This is a genomic window from Acidovorax sp. SDU_ACID1, from assembly GCF_045291395.1.
In the GTDB taxonomy this organism is placed as follows: Bacteria; Pseudomonadota; Gammaproteobacteria; order Burkholderiales; family Burkholderiaceae_C; genus MR-S7.
Genome location: NZ_CP152342.1, coordinates 2,147,972 through 2,165,943, shown reverse-complemented (window position 1 = coordinate 2,165,943; position 17,972 = coordinate 2,147,972). Strand labels below are relative to the sequence as shown.

Annotated in this window: 15 protein-coding genes and 1 tRNA gene; 10 read left to right on the top strand and 6 right to left on the bottom strand. The window is 72.2% G+C overall.

Going from position 1 to position 17,972, the window contains the following annotated elements:
- Nucleotides 1-6 precede the first annotated feature (6 nt).
- Genes AAG689_RS10565 through AAG689_RS10545 form a run of 5 tightly spaced genes read left to right on the top strand, consistent with a single transcriptional unit; the run spans nucleotide 7 to nucleotide 6,523 of the window.
- The gene (locus AAG689_RS10565; RefSeq protein ID WP_406625896.1) at nucleotides 7-702 is read left to right on the top strand and encodes a helix-turn-helix domain-containing protein; all 696 of its coding nucleotides are present in this window, start codon (nucleotides 7-9) and stop codon (nucleotides 700-702) included.
- Between the two features lie 48 nt (nucleotides 703-750).
- Nucleotides 751-1,221: a DMT family transporter gene (locus tag AAG689_RS10560; RefSeq protein WP_020230344.1), complete on the top strand. Its 471-nt coding sequence runs from the start codon at nucleotides 751-753 to the stop codon at nucleotides 1,219-1,221.
- Nucleotides 1,222-1,273: 52 nt separating this feature from the next.
- On the top strand, nucleotides 1,274-2,038 hold the full coding sequence (imuA, locus tag AAG689_RS10555; RefSeq protein WP_406625895.1) for a translesion DNA synthesis-associated protein ImuA: 765 nt from the start codon (nucleotides 1,274-1,276) through the stop codon (nucleotides 2,036-2,038).
- The gene (locus AAG689_RS10550; protein WP_406625894.1) at nucleotides 2,001-3,332 is read left to right on the top strand and encodes a DNA polymerase Y family protein; all 1,332 of its coding nucleotides are present in this window, start codon (nucleotides 2,001-2,003) and stop codon (nucleotides 3,330-3,332) included. The genes imuA and AAG689_RS10550 overlap by 38 nt, the downstream gene beginning before the upstream one ends.
- Nucleotides 3,329-6,523: an error-prone DNA polymerase gene (locus AAG689_RS10545; protein ID WP_406625893.1), complete on the top strand. Its 3,195-nt coding sequence runs from the start codon at nucleotides 3,329-3,331 to the stop codon at nucleotides 6,521-6,523. Before AAG689_RS10550 ends, AAG689_RS10545 begins: the two co-directional genes overlap by 4 nt.
- A gap of 67 nt (nucleotides 6,524-6,590) precedes the next feature.
- Here AAG689_RS10545 and AAG689_RS10540 read toward each other — a convergent pair whose 3' ends face one another.
- The 4 genes from AAG689_RS10540 to AAG689_RS10525 all read right to left on the bottom strand — a co-directional run bounded on the left by AAG689_RS10540 (nucleotide 6,591) and on the right by AAG689_RS10525 (nucleotide 10,722).
- A complete protein-coding gene (locus AAG689_RS10540; protein WP_406625892.1) occupies nucleotides 6,591-7,802 on the bottom strand; it encodes a tetratricopeptide repeat protein in 1,212 nt (403 codons plus the stop codon).
- Nucleotides 7,803-7,832: 30 nt separating this feature from the next.
- Nucleotides 7,833-9,536, bottom strand: coding sequence for a DUF4384 domain-containing protein (locus AAG689_RS10535; protein ID WP_406625891.1), 1,704 nt, complete (start codon nucleotides 9,534-9,536; stop codon nucleotides 7,833-7,835).
- An 88-nt stretch (nucleotides 9,537-9,624) separates the two neighbouring features.
- The gene (locus AAG689_RS10530) at nucleotides 9,625-10,044 is read right to left on the bottom strand and encodes a hypothetical protein (RefSeq protein ID WP_020230350.1); all 420 of its coding nucleotides are present in this window, start codon (nucleotides 10,042-10,044) and stop codon (nucleotides 9,625-9,627) included.
- Between the two features lie 63 nt (nucleotides 10,045-10,107).
- Nucleotides 10,108-10,722, bottom strand: coding sequence for a hypothetical protein (locus AAG689_RS10525; protein ID WP_406625890.1), 615 nt, complete (start codon nucleotides 10,720-10,722; stop codon nucleotides 10,108-10,110).
- Between the two features lie 643 nt (nucleotides 10,723-11,365).
- Between AAG689_RS10525 and AAG689_RS10520 the strand changes: the two genes are divergently transcribed.
- Both AAG689_RS10520 and AAG689_RS10515 read left to right on the top strand, forming a co-directional pair.
- A complete protein-coding gene (locus AAG689_RS10520) occupies nucleotides 11,366-12,082 on the top strand; it encodes a LuxR C-terminal-related transcriptional regulator (RefSeq protein ID WP_406626323.1) in 717 nt (238 codons plus the stop codon).
- A gap of 48 nt (nucleotides 12,083-12,130) precedes the next feature.
- Entirely contained in the window at nucleotides 12,131-12,916 is a 786-nt protein-coding gene (locus AAG689_RS10515) for a sensor histidine kinase (protein ID WP_406625889.1), read from the top strand.
- Nucleotides 12,917-12,967: 51 nt separating this feature from the next.
- Here the strand turns inward: AAG689_RS10515 and AAG689_RS10510 are convergent, their stop codons facing one another.
- Complete coding sequence (locus AAG689_RS10510; RefSeq protein WP_406625888.1) at nucleotides 12,968-15,151, bottom strand: AsmA family protein; 2,184 nt, start codon at nucleotides 15,149-15,151, stop codon at nucleotides 12,968-12,970.
- A 203-nt stretch (nucleotides 15,152-15,354) separates the two neighbouring features.
- On the opposite strand from AAG689_RS10510, the gene AAG689_RS10505 reads away from it, so the two are divergent.
- Both AAG689_RS10505 and AAG689_RS10500 read left to right on the top strand, forming a co-directional pair.
- Nucleotides 15,355-15,609 carry a hypothetical protein gene (locus tag AAG689_RS10505; RefSeq protein WP_020226665.1) on the top strand — a complete coding sequence of 85 codons (255 nt, stop codon included), beginning with the start codon at nucleotides 15,355-15,357 and terminating at the stop codon, nucleotides 15,607-15,609.
- Nucleotides 15,610-15,648: 39 nt separating this feature from the next.
- Entirely contained in the window at nucleotides 15,649-16,608 is a 960-nt protein-coding gene (locus AAG689_RS10500) for an RluA family pseudouridine synthase (protein WP_406625887.1), read from the top strand.
- On the opposite strand, the gene AAG689_RS10495 is transcribed toward AAG689_RS10500, so the two are convergent.
- Nucleotides 16,575-16,648 (bottom strand) — tRNA-Gly (locus AAG689_RS10495). The genes AAG689_RS10500 and AAG689_RS10495 overlap by 34 nt on opposite strands.
- Before the next feature lie 152 nt (nucleotides 16,649-16,800).
- Here AAG689_RS10495 and AAG689_RS10490 point away from each other — a divergent pair.
- Nucleotides 16,801-17,928 carry an ROK family protein gene (locus AAG689_RS10490; RefSeq protein WP_406625886.1) on the top strand — a complete coding sequence of 376 codons (1,128 nt, stop codon included), beginning with the start codon at nucleotides 16,801-16,803 and terminating at the stop codon, nucleotides 17,926-17,928.
- Nucleotides 17,929-17,972: the final 44 nt, after the last annotated feature.

Here is a 17,972-nt window from a genome sequence, read left to right as displayed (position 1 = left end):
GGCGGCATGGCGGGCCCCTGGTCCTATTGGCGCGCCCCGGCGGCGGCGCACGCGGTGGAGATCGGCACCGTGGCCGGACGGCAGGTGGCCCTGCCGCCCCATTTCCATGAAGAAGACCAGTGGGTGCTCGTGCTGCAGGGACGGCGGCGCATCGCCGTGGGCGGCGTCCTCCATTGCGTGGAGGCGGGCCAGGCGCTCTGCATTCCTGCCGGGGCCATCCATCGCTCCTTCGCGGAGGCGCAGGGCGTCCGCTGCGTGAACCTGTACCTTCCGCCCGGGTGCCATGCCGGGCATGCCCTGCGCCTGGACCTGGAGCGCGCCTGGCGCGCGGGCCGGGTGGGAGATTGGCAAGACGTGCTGGCGCTGGCCCAGGCGCACCGGTGCGCGGATGCGGTGCCAGCGGACGTGCGGGAGCACCGCGCGGAACGCCTGTGGATCGCACCGGCGGCGAGCGTGGCGGCGGCGGCCAACGCGCGCGGCATCAGCCGAGAGCACTATTCGAGGATGTTCCGTGCGCAGCACGGCGTTGCGCCCCAGGTGCACAGGCTGCTGCAGCGCCTGAACCTGGCGCGCAGCGGCTTGCGCGCCGGGGCCGCCATCGCAGACGCCGCGGCGGGCGCCGGCTTTGCCGACCAGAGCCACCTGACGCGCGCATTCAGGCAGGCATTCGGCGTGAGCCCGGGGCGCTATCTCCGCGCCTGATCACATGCGTTCAAGACGGGGCCGGGGACGGTCCCTACGCTTGAATGCATGAAAACCTTCCTTCCCGCCATCCCGCCTCTCCTGTCTTCGCTGCTCGTCGTCCTGGCGGGCATGAGCGTGGCCCTGCAGCAGGTGCTCAACGCCAGCCTGCGCACGCAGCTCGGCTCGCCCTGGTGGGCGGGATTCGTCAGCTACCTCGTCGGGTGCGTCGCGATGGCCGCGGTCGCGCTGGCAGCGCCCGGCCCCGGCCTGTCCCTGGCGGGCCTGACGCCGGCGCCTGCGTCGTGGGTCGCGTGGTGCGGGGGGCTCTTCGGCGCGTTCTTCATTGCCGTGGCGATCCTGATGGTGCCCCGGCTGGGCGCGGCCCAGGTGCTGTCCCTGATCGTCGTCGGGCAGATGGCGGGCTCGCTGCTCCTCGACCATTTCGGCGGCTTCGGGCTTGCGCGGCAACCGATCAGCGGGCAGCGCCTGGCAGGCGGTGCGCTGCTGGTCCTGGGCGTCGTGCTCGTGCGCGCATGACAGGATCCAGGCGCGGTGATAGACTGTATTTTTATACAGTATTTTCGTCGCAATGTCCGCCCCTCCCACCCTTTGCCCAAGCGCGCTGCCCGGCGTCTGGCGGGGCCAGGCCTGGGCGGACGCACAGCAGCGCACCGTGGACACGGGCCACGCGGCCCTCAACGCGCAGCTGCCCGGCGGCGGCTGGCCCCTGGGCGCCTTGAGCGAGGTGCTGCAGCCGCCCCAGGCGCACCACGAATGGACGCTCTTGGCGCCCGCCCTGGCCGCCCACCTGGCGGGCGGGGCAGGGCGCGCCGTGCTCGTGGCGCCGCCGCTGGAGCCGTTCGCCCCCGCGCTGCGGCAGGCCGGCATCGCGGCGCAGCGGCTGTGCTGCGTGCATCCCGCGCCGGGCGGCAGGGACGCGGGCGCCGCCTGGGCCTGCGAGCAGGCGCTGCGCTGCGCCGACGTGCGGGCCGTGCTCGCCTGGCTGCCGCAGGCCAGCGCCGCCATGCTGCGCCGCCTGCAGCTGGCGGCCGCGCAGCAGCAGCGGCTGCTGTGGGTCGTGCGCCCCGAGGGCATGCGCCAGCAGGCCAGCCCCGCGCCCCTGCGCCTGTGGCTGCAGGCGCGCGGCGACGTGCTGCAGGTGCATGTGCTCAAGCGCCGCGGGCCGCCGCTGGAGCAGCCCGTGGCGCTGCCCGCACGCGGCGAGCGGCTGGCCGCCGCCCTGCAGGCGCAGGCCTGGCGGCGCCGGCAGGCGCAGATGGCGGCGTGGGGCATGGCGCCGCCCCGGGAGGAAAGCCATGTACTGGCTGGCCTGGCACTTGCCGCCGGCCGCTGACGCCGGCCTGCCCGCCGGCGCCCAGGGCTGGTGGGCGCTGCGCTTCACGCCCTGCGTGGCGTTGCTGGACGAGGCCCTGCTGTTCGAAGTGAGCGGCACCGAGCGCCTCTGGGGCGGGCGCGGCGCCCTGCGCGCGCTGCTGCGCCAGCAGGCGCCGCAGCCCTCCGGAGGCGGTCCGGGCGACCTCGGCGACGGGGACTGGGCCGAGGCCCCCACGGCCCTGCAGGCCCTGGCGCTGCTGCGCCTGCGGCGCGCGGGCCGCCCCGCGCCCCGGCGGGTGCCGCACGACCTGCCCGTCGCCACGCTGACGGCGCTGCGCCCGCACGCCGGCGCGCTGCAGCACCTGGGCTGCCGCACCTGGGGCGCGCTGCGTGCGCTGCCCCGCGCGGGCGTGGCCCGGCGCTTCGGCGCTGCCAGCCTGGAGGCGCTGGACCAGGGCTGGGGCGACAGGCCGCTGCCGCTGGACTGGATCGTGCTGCCCGAGCGCTTCGACCTGGAGGTGGAGCTGCCCGCGCGTGCCGAAACGGCCGACGCGCTGCTGTGGGCCGGCCAGCGCCTGCTCGACGCGCTGCAGGGCTGGCTGCGCGCGCGCCACCAGGGCGTGCTGGCCCTCGAAGTGGCCTGGCACCACGACCTGCGCCGCATCGACGGCGTGGACCTGCCCGCTTGGCAGCGCCTGGAGCTGCGCACCGCCCAGGCCGTGCAGGGCACGGCCCACCTGCGCCGGCTGCTGGCCGAGCGCCTGGCGCGCCAGCGCCTCGCCGCTCCCGCCGACCGCCTGGCCCTGCGCAGCCTCCAGACGGCCGCGCTGCCCCAGGACAGCGCCAGCCTGCTGCCCCCGCAGGGGCAGGCGCAGCCGGGCGAGCCCTGGCACCAGCTGGTCGAGCGCCTCTCGGCCCGCCTGGGGCCGCAATGCGTGCAGGTGCCCGAGCCCGTGCAAGACCACCGCCCCGAGCGCATGCAGCGCTGGCAGCCCGCATTGCAGGCCCCGGCCGGCGGCGCGCCAGCCCTGCCCGAGGGCGCCCAGGCGGGCACGCCCTGGCCGGCCTGGCTGGTGCGCCCGCCGCGCCCGCTGGCGCTGCGGGGCGACCGCCCCTGCCTGCACGGCCAGCCGCTGCGCCTGCTGGCCGGCCCGCAGCGCGTGGAAGCCGGCTGGTGGGAGGCTCCTGGCGAGGCCGAGGAGGGCCTGGCGCAGCGCGACTACTTCGTGGCCCACGGCCCCGAGGCCGGCTGGGTCTGGGTGTTTCGCGACCGGGCCACGGGCGGCTGGTTCCTGCAGGGGGTGTACGCATGACGGCCCTGCCTGGCTATGCGGAGCTGCACTGCCTGACCCACTTCAGCTTCCAGCGCGGCGCATCGCACCCGGCCGAGCTGGTGGAGCGGGCGGCCCGGCTCGGCTACACGGCGCTGGCCATCACCGACGAATGCTCCGTGGCCGGCGTGGTGCGCGCGCACCTCGCGGCGGCGCGCGAGCCGGGGCTGCGGCTGATCGCGGGCAGCGAGTTCCGTTGGGGCGGCCTGTGCATCGTGGCGCTGGCGCGCGACCTGCAGGGCTGGGGCGATTTGTGCGAATTCATCACCGCCGCGCGCGCGCAGGCCGGCAAGGGCGGCTACCGCGTGGACGCGCAATCGCCCTGGCCGCTGCTGCGCGGCTGCGAGCTGCTGCTGGCGCCGTGCCGCGAGGCGCTGCCGGATGCTTCCGATTTGATAGCTGCTTGCGCTTGCCTGGAAAGCGCCAGAGGCCTGTTCGGCTGTGGAAACTGCTGGCTCGCCGTGGAGCTGCACGGCGCCTGCGACGACGCGCTGTGGCTGCGCACGCTGGCGCAGGCCGGCGCGCGGCTGGGCCTGCCGCTGGTGGCCGCGGGCGACGTGCACATGCATTCGCGCCAGGCCAAGCCGCTGCAGGACGTGATCACCGCCGTGCGCCTGGGCCGCCCCGTGGCGCAGTGCGGCTTCGCGCTGCAGCCCCATGCGCAAAAGCGCCTGCGCCCGCGCGCCGAACTCGCGGGCCTGTACCCGCCGGCGCTGCTGGCGGCCACGCTGGAGGTGGCGGCGCGCTGCACCTTCCGCCTCGACGAGATCCGCTACCGCTACCCGCAGGAAACCGTGCTGTCCGGCATGACCGCGCGGCAGACCCTGGCCTGGCTCACCTGGGAGGGCGCGCGCGGCCGCTACCCGCAGGGCGTGCCCGAGGGCGTGGCCGAGCAGCTCGCCAAGGAGCTGGCGCTGATCGCGGAGTGCGGCTACGAGATGTACTTCCTCACCGTGCACGACATCGTGCGCTACGCGCGCAGCGAGGGCATCCTGTGCCAGGGCCGGGGCTCGGCCGCCAACTCGGCCGTGTGCTACTGCCTGGGCATCACCGCGGTGGACCCGTCGCGGACACGCCTGCTGTTCGAGCGCTTCATCAGCAGGGAGCGCGGCGAGCCGCCCGACATCGACGTGGACTTCGAGCACGATCGGCGCGAGACGGTGATCCAGTACATCTACGAAAAATACGGCCGCGAGCGCGCCGCCATCGCCGCCGTGGTCATCACCTACCGCACGCGCAGCGCGCTGCGCGACGTGGGCAAGGCCCTGGGCGTGGCCCACGCGCTGGTGGACGCCTTCGCCAGGGAGCACCACTGGTTCGACGACGTGCACGCGCAGGACCACCTGCAGGCGCTGGCCGCCGGCCTGGGCGAGCCCCTGGGCGCGCACACCGCGGCGCTGTGGCTGGAGCTGGCGCGCGCGCTGCGCGGCACGCCGCGCCACCTGAGCCAGCACGTGGGCGGCTTCGTGCTCACCGAGGACAAGCTCACGCGCCTCGTGCCCGTGGAGCCCGCCGCCATGGAAGGGCGCTCCATCATCCAGTGGGACAAGGACGACCTGGACGCCATGGACCTGCTCAAGGTGGACGTGCTCGCCCTGGGCATGCTGAGCGCGCTGCGCCGCTGCTTCGACGCGCGCGCCGCCCTGCGCGGCGAGCGCTGGGACCTGGCCGACATCCCGCAGGACGACGTGGCCACCTACGACATGATCTGCCGGGCCGACACCGTGGGCGTGTTCCAGATCGAAAGCCGCGCGCAGATGAGCATGTTGCCGCGCCTGCTGCCGCGCGAGTTCTACGACCTCGTGGTGCAGGTCGCCATCGTGCGGCCCGGGCCCATCCAGGGCGGCATGGTCCACCCCTATTTGCAGGCGCGCGAACGCCGCCGGCAGTTGTGGAAAAAGGACCCCGACGCGCAGTTCCCCATCGAATACCCGAAGCTGAGCGACGCGCTGGAGCGCACGCTGGGCGTGCCCATCTTCCAGGAGCAGGTGATGCAGATCGCCATCGACGGCGCGGGCTTCACCGCAGGCGAGGCCGACGAGCTGCGCCGCTCCATGGCCGCGTGGAAGCGCAAGGGCGGCGTGCACCGCTTCGAAGACAAGTTCAAGCAAGGCTTGCTTGCGCAGGACTACCCGCTGGAATTCGCCGACCGCCTGTTCCAGCAGATCCTGGGCTTCGGCGAATACGGCTTTCCCGAAAGCCACGCCTACAGCTTCGCCATGCTGGCCTATGCCAGCAGCTGGCTCAAGCGGCACGAGCCCGCGTGCTTCCTCGCCGCGCTGCTCGACTCCCAGCCCATGGGCTTCTACCCCCCTTCGCAGCTCGTGCAGGATGCGCGCCGCCACGGCGTGCGCGTGCTGCCCGTGGACGCGGCGGCCAGCGGCGTGGACTGCACGCTCGAAGGCCCCCTGGCGCCGATGCGCGGCGTGTGCGCGCCGCAGCCCGCCGTGCGCCTGGGCCTGCGGCTGGTGGCGGGGCTGGGTAAAGCGGCGGCCGAGCGGCTCGTGCAGGCGCGCGAGGCCGGCGCCTTCGCCAGCGCCGAAGACCTGGCCCTGCGCGCCCGCCTGAATCGCCACGAGATGCAAGCCCTGGCCGCGGCCGACGCGCTGCGCGCGCTCTCGGGCCACCGACGGCAGCAGATGTGGGACGCGGCCGCCCAGCTGCGCGCGCCGCCCCTGCTGCAGGACGCGCCTTTCGGCGAGGCCGCGCTGGCGCTGCCCGCCGCGCCCGAGGGCGAGGACATCCTGTTCGACTACGCCGCCACCGGCCTCACCCTGCGCCGCCATCCGCTGGCCCTGCTGCGCGAGCGGCTCGCGCGCCTGCGCGTCGCCACCGCGCTGCAACTGCGCGCCGCGCCCCAGGGCCGGCGCGTGCGCGCGTGCGGCATCGTCACCGTGCGCCAGCGGCCGGGCTCGGCGCAGGGCACGATGTTCATCACGCTGGAGGACGAGACGGGGCCGGTCAACGTGATCGTCTGGCCGGCGCTGCTGGAGCGCTGGCGGGAGGCGCTGCTGCGCTCGCGCCTGCTGGCGGTGGAGGGCGTGTGGCAGTGCACCCGGGCTCCGGGGGCCGAGGCGGCCGTGCGGCACCTGGTGCTGCAGCGGTGCCGGGACCTGACGGGGATGCTGGGGCGACTGGCAGGGGTGTTGGAGGGAAGCCGCGACTTCCACTGACCATTTAATGCCAAAAAGGGCTCCAGCGCTTGTCCAGAAAGCGCGAGCAGCTATCAATATTGAAGAATCACCGCGGCCCCACGGCCCGCCCCGCCCGCCACTCCTGCGGAATCAGCACGAACAGCGGCGTCGGATCCCGCACGAACAGCTGCGGCGTGGGCGGCGCCTGCAGCGTAAGCACCGACCCCTCGGGCGACACCTCCATGGTGGCGAGCTGCCGCATCCAGGCCACGTCGATCGTGCCGCCCGGCGCGGGGCGCGAATAGATCAGCTCCAGCATGCGCTTGGCTGGCCGGCTGCCGCTGGCCGCCGCGATCTGGTAGAGGCGGATGGCCTCGGTGTAGTTGGAGGGCACGCCATCGCCCCGGTGGTAGCGGCGCGCCTGCGCGAGCCACTCGTCGGCAGCCTGCGGCGCGGTGGAGGAGGGCACGCTCTGCTGCTGTAGCCGGCTGGCCAGCAGCCGCGCGTTGGAGGCGGCGGCGGGCGAGCGGCCGGCCGCCGCGCGGAACTGGGCCATGGCCTCGGGCAGGCGCGCGGCGGTCAGGTGGGCCAGGCCCTGCTCGTTGATGGCGTCGGCGTTGCCCGCCTGGGCGGCGCGCTGCAGCAGCTGGGCATGGGCGTCGGCGCCCGCCTGCGGCCCGCCGTGCGGGCGGGGCACGTGCAGGGGCGCCAGGCGCTCTTCCACCCACCATTCCAGCAGCAGCGCCAGGCCCGCGTCCACGGAGCGCAGCTGGGCGATCCAGGGGCGCGCGGCCGCGGGGTTGGGCGGGCCCTGGCAGCCGTCGATCTGGCACCAGGCCAGCCCGGCGCTGGCGCGCGGCTCGCCCAGCGCCTGGGCGCGCTCGAACCAGCGCTGGGCCTGCAGGCGGTCCAGGGGCACGCGCTCTCCGTGCAGGTAGAGCAGGCCCAGCAGCCAGGCGCTGCGCGCGGCGGCCTTTTCGGCGCTGCTGCCGCGCCGGGCGCTGGCCAGGGCCGAGGCGCGCAGCTTCTGTAGCTGCGCCTGCGCGGCAGCATCGTCCGGCTCGGGCAGGCGCAGTGGGTCGGTCTGCGGGCTGCCCGAGGGCTGGATGCGCGGCGCCGTGGCGGAGCCGGACGGCTGGATGGCCGCGGGCTGGGGCTGCCCCGCGGGCTGCGGCGGCGCGGGAGCGGCCTGCACGGCCGGCTCCATCGGCGGCGGCAGCACGGGCTCGACGCGCGCCTGGGCGCGCGCCGGCAGCGCCAGCAGGGCGATGCCGATCGCACACATCGCGGTGCAGGCGGCAAGGGGGGCGGGCGTCATGGCGGCGTCCTTCAGCGGCGTGCGTGCGGGTCAGCGCGTGGCGGCCTGGGGTGCCGTGGCCGGGGCGGGCTGGGCCTTCTTGGGGATGACCTTCCAGTGCAGCCCCGACTGCACGTAGCCGCCTTCGCCCAGCCCCTGGCCGAAGGCGTTGGCCACGTCCTCGATGGAGCGGTAGCCCTGGATGTTGACCAGTGCCGAGCCCTGCAGCGGCGCGGGCAGCCGGGGCATGGCGTCGGACTCCGAGGCGAAGCAGGCGACGCGCTCGGTGCCGGGGCGGCTGGCGTCCATGATGAACGCCGGGTTGGGCACCAGCCAGTCGGGCAGGCGCACGGCCTGGTGGGCCGCCACCAGCGAGTGCGGGGTGACCATGTTGGGCGTGAGCCGCATCACGTTGCCGCCGGCGTCGGCGAAGTAGCAGTACATGTGCGAGGTGCGCGATACCGTGGCCGAGACGAAGATCTGCTCGCCGACCTCGAAGGTGGGCTCCATGCCGGGCGGCAGCGTGTTTTCGAGCTGCATGTCGATCACGCGCGGCGGAGGCGCGGTGGCGGTGAGCGAGAGGCTGGAGGTGCGCACGGGCGCGGCGCCCGCCTTGGCCTCGGCCATGGCGCCGGTGGGGCCGGAAGGGCCCCAGCCCACGCGCTGCAGCGCGCCGTCGGGGCCGAGCGCGACGAAGTGGCGCATCGCGCGCTCGTAGGTGTTGAAGTCGAGCACGCCGGTGGGCACCAGCAGGTTGTCGATCTGGAACTGGGCGAGCGCGGTGCGCAGCGCGGGCGAGTCCATGGCCAGCACGTCGGCGCCCGTCTGCAGGTAGCCCTGCGCGATGAGCGAGCTTTGCACCAACTGCGCCTGGCCCACGCCGCCGCTCTCGTCGTACCAGTCGCGCATCTGGCGCTGGAAGTCGGGGTGGGTCTGGTCCAGCGTCAGGCACTGCCAGTAGGGCACGCGCGCCCACTTGCCCACCAGCTCGATGGTGGCCAGGTCGATCAGCGTGCGCATGGCGCCGCCCGCGCCCAGTGCGTAGTCGCGCCCCACGTTGAAGTTGACGCCGTAGCTGCCGATGCGCCCGGCCACGTCCAGGCCTTGGCTGCCGCTGCCGATCACCACCTCGTTGGCCGAGTCCAGGCCCGGGATGAGCGTGCGCGTGCGGAAGTCGCCCAGGTGCATCTCCAGCCCGATGACGGTGGCCGTGCGGTTCTGGCTGTAGCCCGTATCCAGGCGGCTGGCGGAGGTGCCGGCGTCGAAGCGGTTGGTGACCACGTTCTGGTCCACGAAGGCGATGGCGCCCGAGACGTACAGCGCCGGGCGCTGCAACTGCATGAGGTTGTTGTTGAGCAGGATGGTGGTGAGGTTCTGCACCGTGTCCTGGCGCACGATGTCCACTTCGTAGTCCACGTAGCGGAAGGCATTGGACACGCGCGACATCTGCGAGAGGGCGGTGACGATCATGTCCTTGGCCGCCACGGGCACGCGGCTGGAATAGTCGATCACCTGCTTGCTGGTGATGAGCGTGGTGGGCACCTGCGCGGCGCGCAGCATGTGGTCCATGCACATCAGCGAATCGGAAAAGCTCGACACCGAGCGCGTGGGCCGCACCACGGGCCGGTTGGTGGTGTAGGCGGCGTTCTGCAGGCGCGCGTCCTTGCGCGGGTCCATGGGGGTGGTGCAGCCTGCGGCGAGCAGCGTGCCCGCCAGCAGCAGCCACAGCATCCGGGGTGTACGGCGGGTGTTCATGGCAAGGCCCTCTCTTCCCTGCACCAGCGTGATCGGACCCTGTTGCCAGCGCCGGGTGCCGCACGGCGCCAGCCAGGGGAAAACGGGCTCACCAGCAGATGTTGACCAGGTCTCCGCGCAGCACCACCACCTGTTCGGTAGGCTTGCCGCCGGCACCCGTGGGGGCCGCCGCGCCGCTGGTGCTGCCCACCGACTGCGAGCACACCACCTTGGAGCCCTTGGTGTCCACGGCGTTGACCACGTCCTTCTCGGTCAGGATGCCGGTGGTGTCGCCCGAAAAGGCCTTGGCCACGTAGCGCGTGAGGCGCGCCTGCTGCCACGCGGCCAGGCCGTTGTTGTAGTTGATGTAGCCCGACCGGGTCTCGGACCCCCAGGGCTGCATCTGCACGGTCACCTTCTTCTGCAGGACCACCGGGTCTTCGCCGGGAGCGGACCATGCGGGTGCCATTGCGCCCATGCCCAGCGCCCAGGCGCCGAGCAGCAGGCGGGTCATGATGCGGCTGTCCATGGCGACTCTCCTGTTGTGGATCGACATGGCGCCGGAGCCCGGCCGGGCCCGGCGCCTCCGGGCTTACCACTTGCCGCCAGGCTTGCCGGGCTTGGTGGGAGCGCAGTTGCCGCCAGGGCAGGGGTCTTCGGCGCAGGCATCGTTGGAGGAGATGTTCTGCACGGCGTAGGAGTTGCTTCCCAGCGCCTTGTTGATGGCGCTGCCGCCGCTGTTGAAGTTGGCGGTCTGGTTGGAAGCCGCGGCCACCACCACGTGCCCGAAGTTGGAGGCGATGTTCTGGCTGGCCTTGGCGCCGCTGCCGTCGGCCAGGTTGCTCAGGGTGCCGCCGTTCGTGTTCACGGTCTGGTTGGATGAGCTGCGGATTTCCACTGCGCCGTTGTTGCTGGCCAGGTTCTGCCGGGCCACGGCGTCGTCGCCCCGGGCTTCGTTGGACACGGTACCGCCGTTCAGGTTGGCCTGCTGGTTGGACGAGCCGCCGGCGAACACCTGGACGGGGCCGGCGTTCGATGCGACGTTTTGCATCGCCTCGTTGCGCGCACCCGAGGTGTTCGTGAGAGTCGCACCGTTGACACTGGTGTTCTGCGTGGACGGGCCGCTCAGCGTGATGGTGCTGGCGGGCTGGACTGCCATCGCTGCGGTTGCCACGGCGCTCAAGGCAAAGAATGCAAGAACTTTCATGACTGTCTCTCCTGTAACGTGTCGAAAAAGCCGAGCGTCCAGTGTCCCGGGGGACATAACCGGTGCCGCGGCTGGCCTGGACAAGGAGGCGGTCTGCCGTTGCCGGCGGGTCTGCCCTTTGTCTGGTTCCAGTGTCTGCAATGCCGCGCGCCGCAAACATCTCCGAAACGGGGTAGCCGGTTGCGGGTCCTTTGCCGCTCCCGTGCGCTGCCGCGCGGCGGCTCTTGAGAGAGGAAACAGAGGGACAAGACCCACGCGCCGCAAAGGTAGTGTCTTTCTGTAACGTTCGCATCTCCGAGAAGGGGATGTGTTTTCTTCCACCCACTGCGAATGGAAGCGCGCGGCGCCGCTGTGCGCCCAGGGCTGAAAGGCGGCGGGGCGGCCGCCTCCCGCGTTCATGGTGTTTTCCAGATGTGAATTGCGTAACTCCCGCGGGGCCACATGGCACAGCCGCTTGTCATCGGGTGTAATTTCTGCTGCCGCGCGGCCAGGGACGGCGGGCTCCGCGGTGTTGCAGGACTGTGTGTTGTGTGCTTTTTTCAAGTGCGCCGTCCGGGAGATCCACATGCTGAGCTCGATGGGAACCAACGCTTGCGGCCTGGGACCGCTGGCGAGAAGCAGTCCGGACCAGGGGCCGTTCGCCATGCACCAGAGCCCGCCGGTCATCTGGCCGGATTTCCTGGCGGGGCAGACGGCCAAGCCCGTGCGCGTGCTGCTGGTGGACGACGACGCGCACATGCGCCAGGTGATCGCGCAGGAACTCATGGCCGATGCGCGCACGCTGCTGGTCGCGCAGGCCGCCAGCGTGCGCGAAGGGCGCCGCGCGATCAAGCAGCACGAATTCGACGTGATGCTGGCCGACATCCACCTGGGCGACGGCGAGGGGCTCTCGCTGATCGACTACATGAAATCCATCCGGCCGTCGGCCGAGGCCATCGTCATCTCCATCATGGAGAACGACGACCAGGTGCTGCACGCCTTCGAGCTGGGCGCCACGGGCTACCTGGTCAAGAACTCGTGGTTCGGCAACTACCCGCAGGCCGTGCTGCAGGTGGCCAACGGCGGCGCCTCCATCACGCCCCACCTGGCGCGCCGGCTGCTGCAGCGCTTCGACGGCAATGGCGCCTCGGCGGCGGCGCATGCGCCGCGGCGCGCGGAGCACGAAACCGAGCGCCTGTCGCAGCGCGAGAAGGAGGTGCTGCGCATGGTGGCCAGCGGCTACACCAGCACGGAGATCGGCACCCGGCTGCTCATCAGCGGCCTCACGGTGAACACGCACATCAAGAGCATCTACCGCAAGCTGCAGGTGCGCACGCGCGCGCAGGCCGTGCGCTTCGCCTCGCTGCGCGGCCTGTTCTGAAGGCTGCGCCGTGCTCGCCCTCCAGCCCCCGCATTCGCGCTGGTCTGCGTGGCCCTGTGGCTGGTGCAACTGGCGCTGGATCTGCTGCTGCTGTTCTTCGGCGACGGCCTGGAGCGCGACGCGGCGCAGCGCTGGCTGATCGTGAATGCCTGCGGCGCCGCGTTGCTGGGCGGGCTGCTGGTGGGGCAGCTCCCGCGCGCCTTGCGCTGGCGCCCCCGGCGCAGCGTGCGCCCCAGCCCGGAGCTGAAGCAGGAGCGCCAGCGCATCGCGCGCGGCCTGCACGACCAGGTGGGATCGCAGCTCGTCAATGCCATGGCGCTGGTGGATGCGCGCGACCCCACGGCGCAGCCGCTGGTGCGGGCGCTGGAGCAGTGCCTGCTCGACTTGCGCCTGCTGGTGGACTCCATGGACGGGGACGACGACGCGCTGCCCGACTGCCTGGCACGGCTGCGGCACCGCATCCAGCCCGCGCTGGACCGGCGCGGCATCGCGCTGGCCTGGGACATTGCGCTGCCCGACGGCGTGGCCGTGCCCACCGGGGCGCCCGCGCGCGCGCTCACGGGCATCGTGCAGGAGGCCGTGAGCAACGTGCTGCAGCATTCGGGCGCATCGCTGCTGCGCATCGCCCTGCGCCACGCGGGCCCGCCGCAGGGGGGCGAATGGCGGCTGGAGGTGGCGGACAACGGCCGGGGCCTGCCGATGGATGCGCCGCACGGGCCGTCGGGCCACGGGCTGGCGGGCATGCACCGCCGGGCGGCCAGCGTGGGAGGTACGCTGTGGCTCGCGCCGGCCGAGGGCGGCGGCACGGCGGTGCAGGTGCGTGTGCCGGGGTAAGGGTGCTTCTTTTTTAATAGCTTCTCGCGCTTGTCCAGTAAGCGCTGGAGCCTATTTTCGAGGTGATTTCCCTTGGCCTGCCGGGGCGGCTGGCGGGCTGCCTGCGAGCAGCGTGGCGCAGTTGGCATCGTCTTCCGCTGCAGGCACGGTCACCGGCACCAGGGCCAGGGCGGCAGGCGCCACGACCGCTGCAGCCACGGCCGCGCCGGCGCGCAGCAGCAGCGGGCCGGGCTCCACGCCCACCTGCGGATCGGCGAAGGTGCCGCGCACGTACAGCGGCGTGCGCAGGGAGAAGAACTTCCATTTCAGCGATTCCGGCTTGATGCGCAGGTCCAGCCCCTCGCTCTCCAGGTCGATCTGGCCCGTGGCCTCGACGATGGCTTCGTCCGTGTTGAGCTTCACGTTGCGGGTGCGCGCCACGCCGTCCTGCACCGCCAGGTCGGCCACGGCGCAGCGCAGCTGCACTTCCTTGTTCTCCCCGAACAGCTTGGCCACCATGACGCTGCCCAGGTTGAGCGCGGCCAGGTCAAGCATCTGCTTGCTGAACGTGCCGTCGCGGATGTAGACCCGCGCCTGCCCTGAGCTGCTGCCCAGCAGCTTGGCGACCGAGTTGCCGGTGCCGGCCAGCGCCAGGCCACCGTCCAGGCGGCCCAGGCTTTTCTCCATCAGCTCCACCTTGGGGAAGAGGGCGGACAGCCGCAGGCCGTTCACCGAACCCTGCAGCGTGGCCTTGAGGGGCTTGGCGCGTCCGTCCAGCTCCACTTCCGAATCGATGCGCCCGTGCGCCACGCCGAAGCGCAGCGGCGTGAGCCGCAGCCGCCCTCCGTCCAGCACGGCACGCACGCTGAGGTTCTCCAGCGGCAGGCTTTCGGGCCGGATGATCTTCTGGCCCGAGAAGGCCAGGTCCAGGTCCATCGCGTTCCAGCGGTCCGTGGCGAAGGCCGCGTCGGGCAGCACCTTGCCGGGCCGCTTGTCCGTGCCCTTTTCCTGGGGCCGCTTGCCGCTGGGCGCGCCCAGCACCGGCCCCAGGTCGGCCAGCCGCAACTGCTTGGACACCATGTGCCCCTGCAGCTTGGGCCGGGGCTTCGCGGAGGTGTAGGTCAGGCTGCCGTGCAGGTCGCTGTTGCCCACGGTGCCGTCGAAGTCGCGGTATTCCCACACCGCCTTGCCCGGCGCAAGGCTGCCGATGAGGCGGCCGCGGGTCTGGAACGGCGGCGTGTTGGGAAGCACCAGGCCGGTCAGCTCGTACAGGTCGGCCATGCTGGCGCCCTTGAGCATCACCTGCAGGTCCATGCCCGAGAGCGCTGCAGGATTGGCCAGCACGCCCTCCGCCTGGGCCTGCACGCTGCCGGTGCGGGCCTGCAGGCGCAGCGGGTAGTTGACCGTGCGTTCGCGCAGCGTCAACACCGGGCCGGCGACGCCGTGGCCCTCGATGGGCGCCTTGCCGTAGCGGCCCTGCAGCGCGACACGCACGCCGTAGCGGCCCTGTGCGGCCTCCGGGTCGCCGGGCGCCAGGGTGTCGATGCGCGCGCGCAGCGCCAGGTTCTTGATGCCGTCCACGTAGCCGACCCATCCCTCGCGCACCACCAGCTGGTCCACGCGCAGGCGCCACGGCGTGCGGTCTTCGGCGGGGACGTCGGGGCGGCGGAACGTCCAGTTGTTGCCGCCGTCGTCCTTGCGCGCCAGCACGATGTCGGGCGCCTCCAGCACCACGGTATCGAGCATGAGGGTGCGCGAGAGCAGGGGCAGCAGGCGCAGGGTGGCGCTGGCGTTGGCGATCGTGCCCATGGTGCGGGCATCGCGCGGCGGGGCGCTGGCGTCCGCATCGGCGTGCCGTGCGCCGTCCGCACTGGGCCGGGGCGGAGCGGGCAGCAGCGGCAGCCCGTCGGAAACCTTGGCGGGCGCTTCGGCCACCTCCATGCCCTCGGGGTTGCCCATCGACAGTTGCTGGGCCCGTACCGTCACGCCGGGCACCCAGCGCTGCCAGCCGCTTTCGAGCGGCTGCGGCCAGTGCCATTCGGCCGACAGATCGCCGCCGATGGCGAAGCTGCGCCCCGTGGCTTCCGAAACCTTGCGTTCCACCCACGGCTTGGCCTGGTTCCAGTCCCAATACGTGAGCACCACGATGCCGAGCACCAGCAGGGCGAACAGCGCGCCCAGCGTTCCTGCCGCCCAGCGCCATGCGCGGCGGCGGCGCGCTGGAGCGGGGGCGGGCGGCGAGGCGGATGCAGGCATGGGCGTACGGATGTTGAGGTGGTGTGGAACATCCTAGTGGCGCGGTGCCGCCTTTGCGCACCCATGCCGCGTTTCCCGCGCTTGTCCTACATGGTCACCCCAGGGGCCTGTCCGTCGAAATGCGCCGTCGGCCTACATCTGCACACCATTTGTTGCAGCAGACTTCTCGTCACTTCTTTATGGACCGACCCCGGTGGCATGCCATGCGCGCAGCAGACGCTCTGACCCAGGAAACCATCTTCGGCATGGCCGACGGTGCGACCTATTCGGGCACGCTGTGCCTGAGCCGGGATGGCAAGCGCTATTACTTCGCCCAGGCCCAGGTGGACGGCCACAACATCCCCCTGCCCGGCGACCATTGGCGCACCCGCGAAGCTGCGGTGCGCGGGCTGGCGGACATCGCCTGCGGCGCGCGCAAGCCCCGATCCGACAGCAGCCCGCAGCCACCGGCGGATTGACCTGCCCGCGGCGGGGGCCGTCACTACAATGCGGGCCCGATGCACAACAGCCACGATCCCCGCGTATTGCCCATGCGCGACGGGGTCAACCCGAGTTGCGTCGTCCTGCCTTCGGCGGGGCAGGGCCTGCTGCTGGATTTCCTCGTGGAGCGCCTGCCGGCAGTGCCGCGCGAGGACTGGCTGCGCCGCATGGCGGCCGGCGAGGTGGTCGATGAATTCGGCGTGCCCGCCCGGGCCGGCACCCCCTTCGCTGCGGGCGTGCGCTACTACTACTACCGCGAACTGCCCGAAGAGCCGGCCATTCCCTTCGAGGAGCGCGTGCTGTTCCAGGACGAGCACATCCTGGTGGCCGACAAGCCGCACTTCCTGCCCGTGGTGCCCAGCGGCCGCTACCTGCAGCACACGCTGCTCGTGCGGCTCAAGCGCAGGCTGGGCCTGCGCGAACTCTCGCCCGTGCACCGCATCGACCGCGATACGGCGGGGCTGGTGCTGTTTTCCACGCAAAGGTCCACACGCGGGCGCTACCAGGCGCTGTTCAGGGAGCGTGACGTGGCCAAGGTCTACGAAGCCATCGCACCCTGGCGGGCAGACCTCGCGTTCCCGCGCATCCATGAGAGCCGTCTGGAGGAAAGCGCCCAGTTCTTCCGCATGCACGAGGTCCCCGGCGTGCCGAACGCCATCACCCGCATGGACCTCCTGGAGCGCGCAGGCGCCTGGGCCCGCTACCGCCTCGCGCCGGTCACCGGCAAGCGCCACCAGCTGCGCGTGCACATGGCCGCGCTGGGGCTGCCGCTGTGCGGCGATGGGTTCTATCCGGAGGTGCGCGACCCGGCGCCGGGCGACTATTCCAACCCGCTGCAGCTCCTGGCCCGCGCGCTGGAATTCACCGATCCGGTGACGGGGCAGGCGCGGCGCTTCGAGAGCCGCTTGCAGTTGCGGCCGCTGGTGGAATTTGGGGAGGGAAGTGGAGCGGGTGAAGGGAATCGAACCCTCGTATGAAGCTTGGGAAGCTGCCGTTCTACCATTGAACTACACCCGCACGAGCCGCGCATTCTAGCGCACGGCGGGCCCGCCAAAAGCCGGATGCGCGCCTGTCCGCGGCGCACACGGCATATGGGCTGACGTGCCGCGCGCCCGGATGGCGCCACCATGGCCGCATTGCCCGCGCGGCGGGCGCCAAGAGAGGGCTGCATGGCGGTGAAGAACCCATCCAGGGATGCAACGAAGGGGCGCGGCCCCGTGAGCGAGCGCGAGGCGCAGGCACTGCTGGAACTGCGCACGCTCGGCCCGCATGGCGAGCTGGAACTGCCCTCGGTGCGCATTCTGGGCTACAGCCTGGAGTTGCGCGACGGCAAAGGCGGTTTCGTGGGCGACAGCGCCAGCAGCGCGGCCTTTCGCGGCATGCTCGATGCGTGGCGTGCGCTGTTCGCTGCCATGGCAGGGCGCGATCCGCTGGGCTCCAGGCCGACCGATGCGCTGGACAAGCGCAAGCTGGACGCGCTGCTCAAGGAGGGTGGGCCGGCCGCGCAGGCCATCGCGGCAGCGCAGGAGGATTACGCGCTGCAGCTGGCCGACGTGGTGTTGCGCTTCCTGCGGCACAAGAGCTGGCGCGGCGTACGCCGCGTGATCGTGGGCGGAGGCTTTCACCAGAGCGTGGTGGGCGAGCGCGCCATTGCACGCGCTGCCGAACTCGTGGGCCGCAAGCGCTCCACGGTGGAACTGCGCACGTTGCACCATGACGCGGACGACGGCGGCCTGATCGGCTGGGTGCATCTGGCCCCCATGGCGCTGCTGCAGAGCTACGACGCCATCCTGGCCGTGGACCTGGGGGGCACCAACGTGCGCTGCGGCGTGGTGCTCACGCACCTGCACAAGGCGCCCGACCTCTCGCGCGTCGAGGTGCTGCTGCGCGACAAATGGCGCCATGCCGAACACGGCCCCCGGCGCGACGAACTGGTGGACGGCATCGCGCAGATGCTGGCCGATCTGGCCGCGCAGGCCGAGCGCAAGGGCGTTCGCGTGGCGCCCTTCATCGGCGTGGCCTGCCCCGGGCTGGTCTGCGAGGACGGCTCGCTGGCCGGTGGTACGCAGAACCTGCCGGGCAACTGGGAGAGCGCGCGCTTCCACCTGCCGCAGGACCTGTGCGAGCGGCTGCCCGAGATCGGCGACGGGCGCACGCAGGTCTGCCTGCACAACGACGCGGTGGTGCAGGGCCTGTCGGAGCTGCCGTTCACGCAGGACGTGCGGCGCTGGGCGGTGGTCACCGTGGGCACGGGGCTGGGCAACGCCAGCTACGCCAACCGCGCGCCCAAGGTTTGAAGCGTTTTCGGCCTCTAGCGCTTGTGCAGCAAGCGCGGGCAGCT

Bases quoted from the DNA above. Each gene is read 5' to 3' on its own strand.
- AAG689_RS10490 (WP_406625886.1), top strand. From the start codon at position 16,801: ATGGCGGTGAAGAACCCATCCAGGGATGCAACGAAGGGGCGCGGCCCC.
- AAG689_RS10525 (WP_406625890.1), bottom strand. From the start codon at position 10,722: ATGAAAGTTCTTGCATTCTTTGCCTTGAGCGCCGTGGCAACCGCAGCG.
- AAG689_RS10565 (WP_406625896.1), top strand. From the start codon at position 7: ATGGCGGGCCCCTGGTCCTATTGGCGCGCCCCGGCGGCGGCGCACGCG.
- AAG689_RS10545 (WP_406625893.1), top strand. From the start codon at position 3,329: ATGACGGCCCTGCCTGGCTATGCGGAGCTGCACTGCCTGACCCACTTC.
- AAG689_RS10500 (WP_406625887.1), top strand. From the start codon at position 15,649: ATGCACAACAGCCACGATCCCCGCGTATTGCCCATGCGCGACGGGGTC.
- AAG689_RS10560 (WP_020230344.1), top strand. From the start codon at position 751: ATGAAAACCTTCCTTCCCGCCATCCCGCCTCTCCTGTCTTCGCTGCTC.
- AAG689_RS10540 (WP_406625892.1), bottom strand. From the start codon at position 7,802: ATGACGCCCGCCCCCCTTGCCGCCTGCACCGCGATGTGTGCGATCGGC.
- AAG689_RS10505 (WP_020226665.1), top strand. From the start codon at position 15,355: ATGCGCGCAGCAGACGCTCTGACCCAGGAAACCATCTTCGGCATGGCC.
- AAG689_RS10510 (WP_406625888.1), bottom strand. From the start codon at position 15,151: ATGCCTGCATCCGCCTCGCCGCCCGCCCCCGCTCCAGCGCGCCGCCGC.
- AAG689_RS10520 (WP_406626323.1), top strand. From the start codon at position 11,366: ATGCACCAGAGCCCGCCGGTCATCTGGCCGGATTTCCTGGCGGGGCAG.
- imuA (WP_406625895.1), top strand. From the start codon at position 1,274: ATGTCCGCCCCTCCCACCCTTTGCCCAAGCGCGCTGCCCGGCGTCTGG.
- AAG689_RS10530 (WP_020230350.1), bottom strand. From the start codon at position 10,044: ATGGACAGCCGCATCATGACCCGCCTGCTGCTCGGCGCCTGGGCGCTG.
- AAG689_RS10550 (WP_406625894.1), top strand. From the start codon at position 2,001: ATGTACTGGCTGGCCTGGCACTTGCCGCCGGCCGCTGACGCCGGCCTG.
- AAG689_RS10535 (WP_406625891.1), bottom strand. From the start codon at position 9,536: ATGAACACCCGCCGTACACCCCGGATGCTGTGGCTGCTGCTGGCGGGC.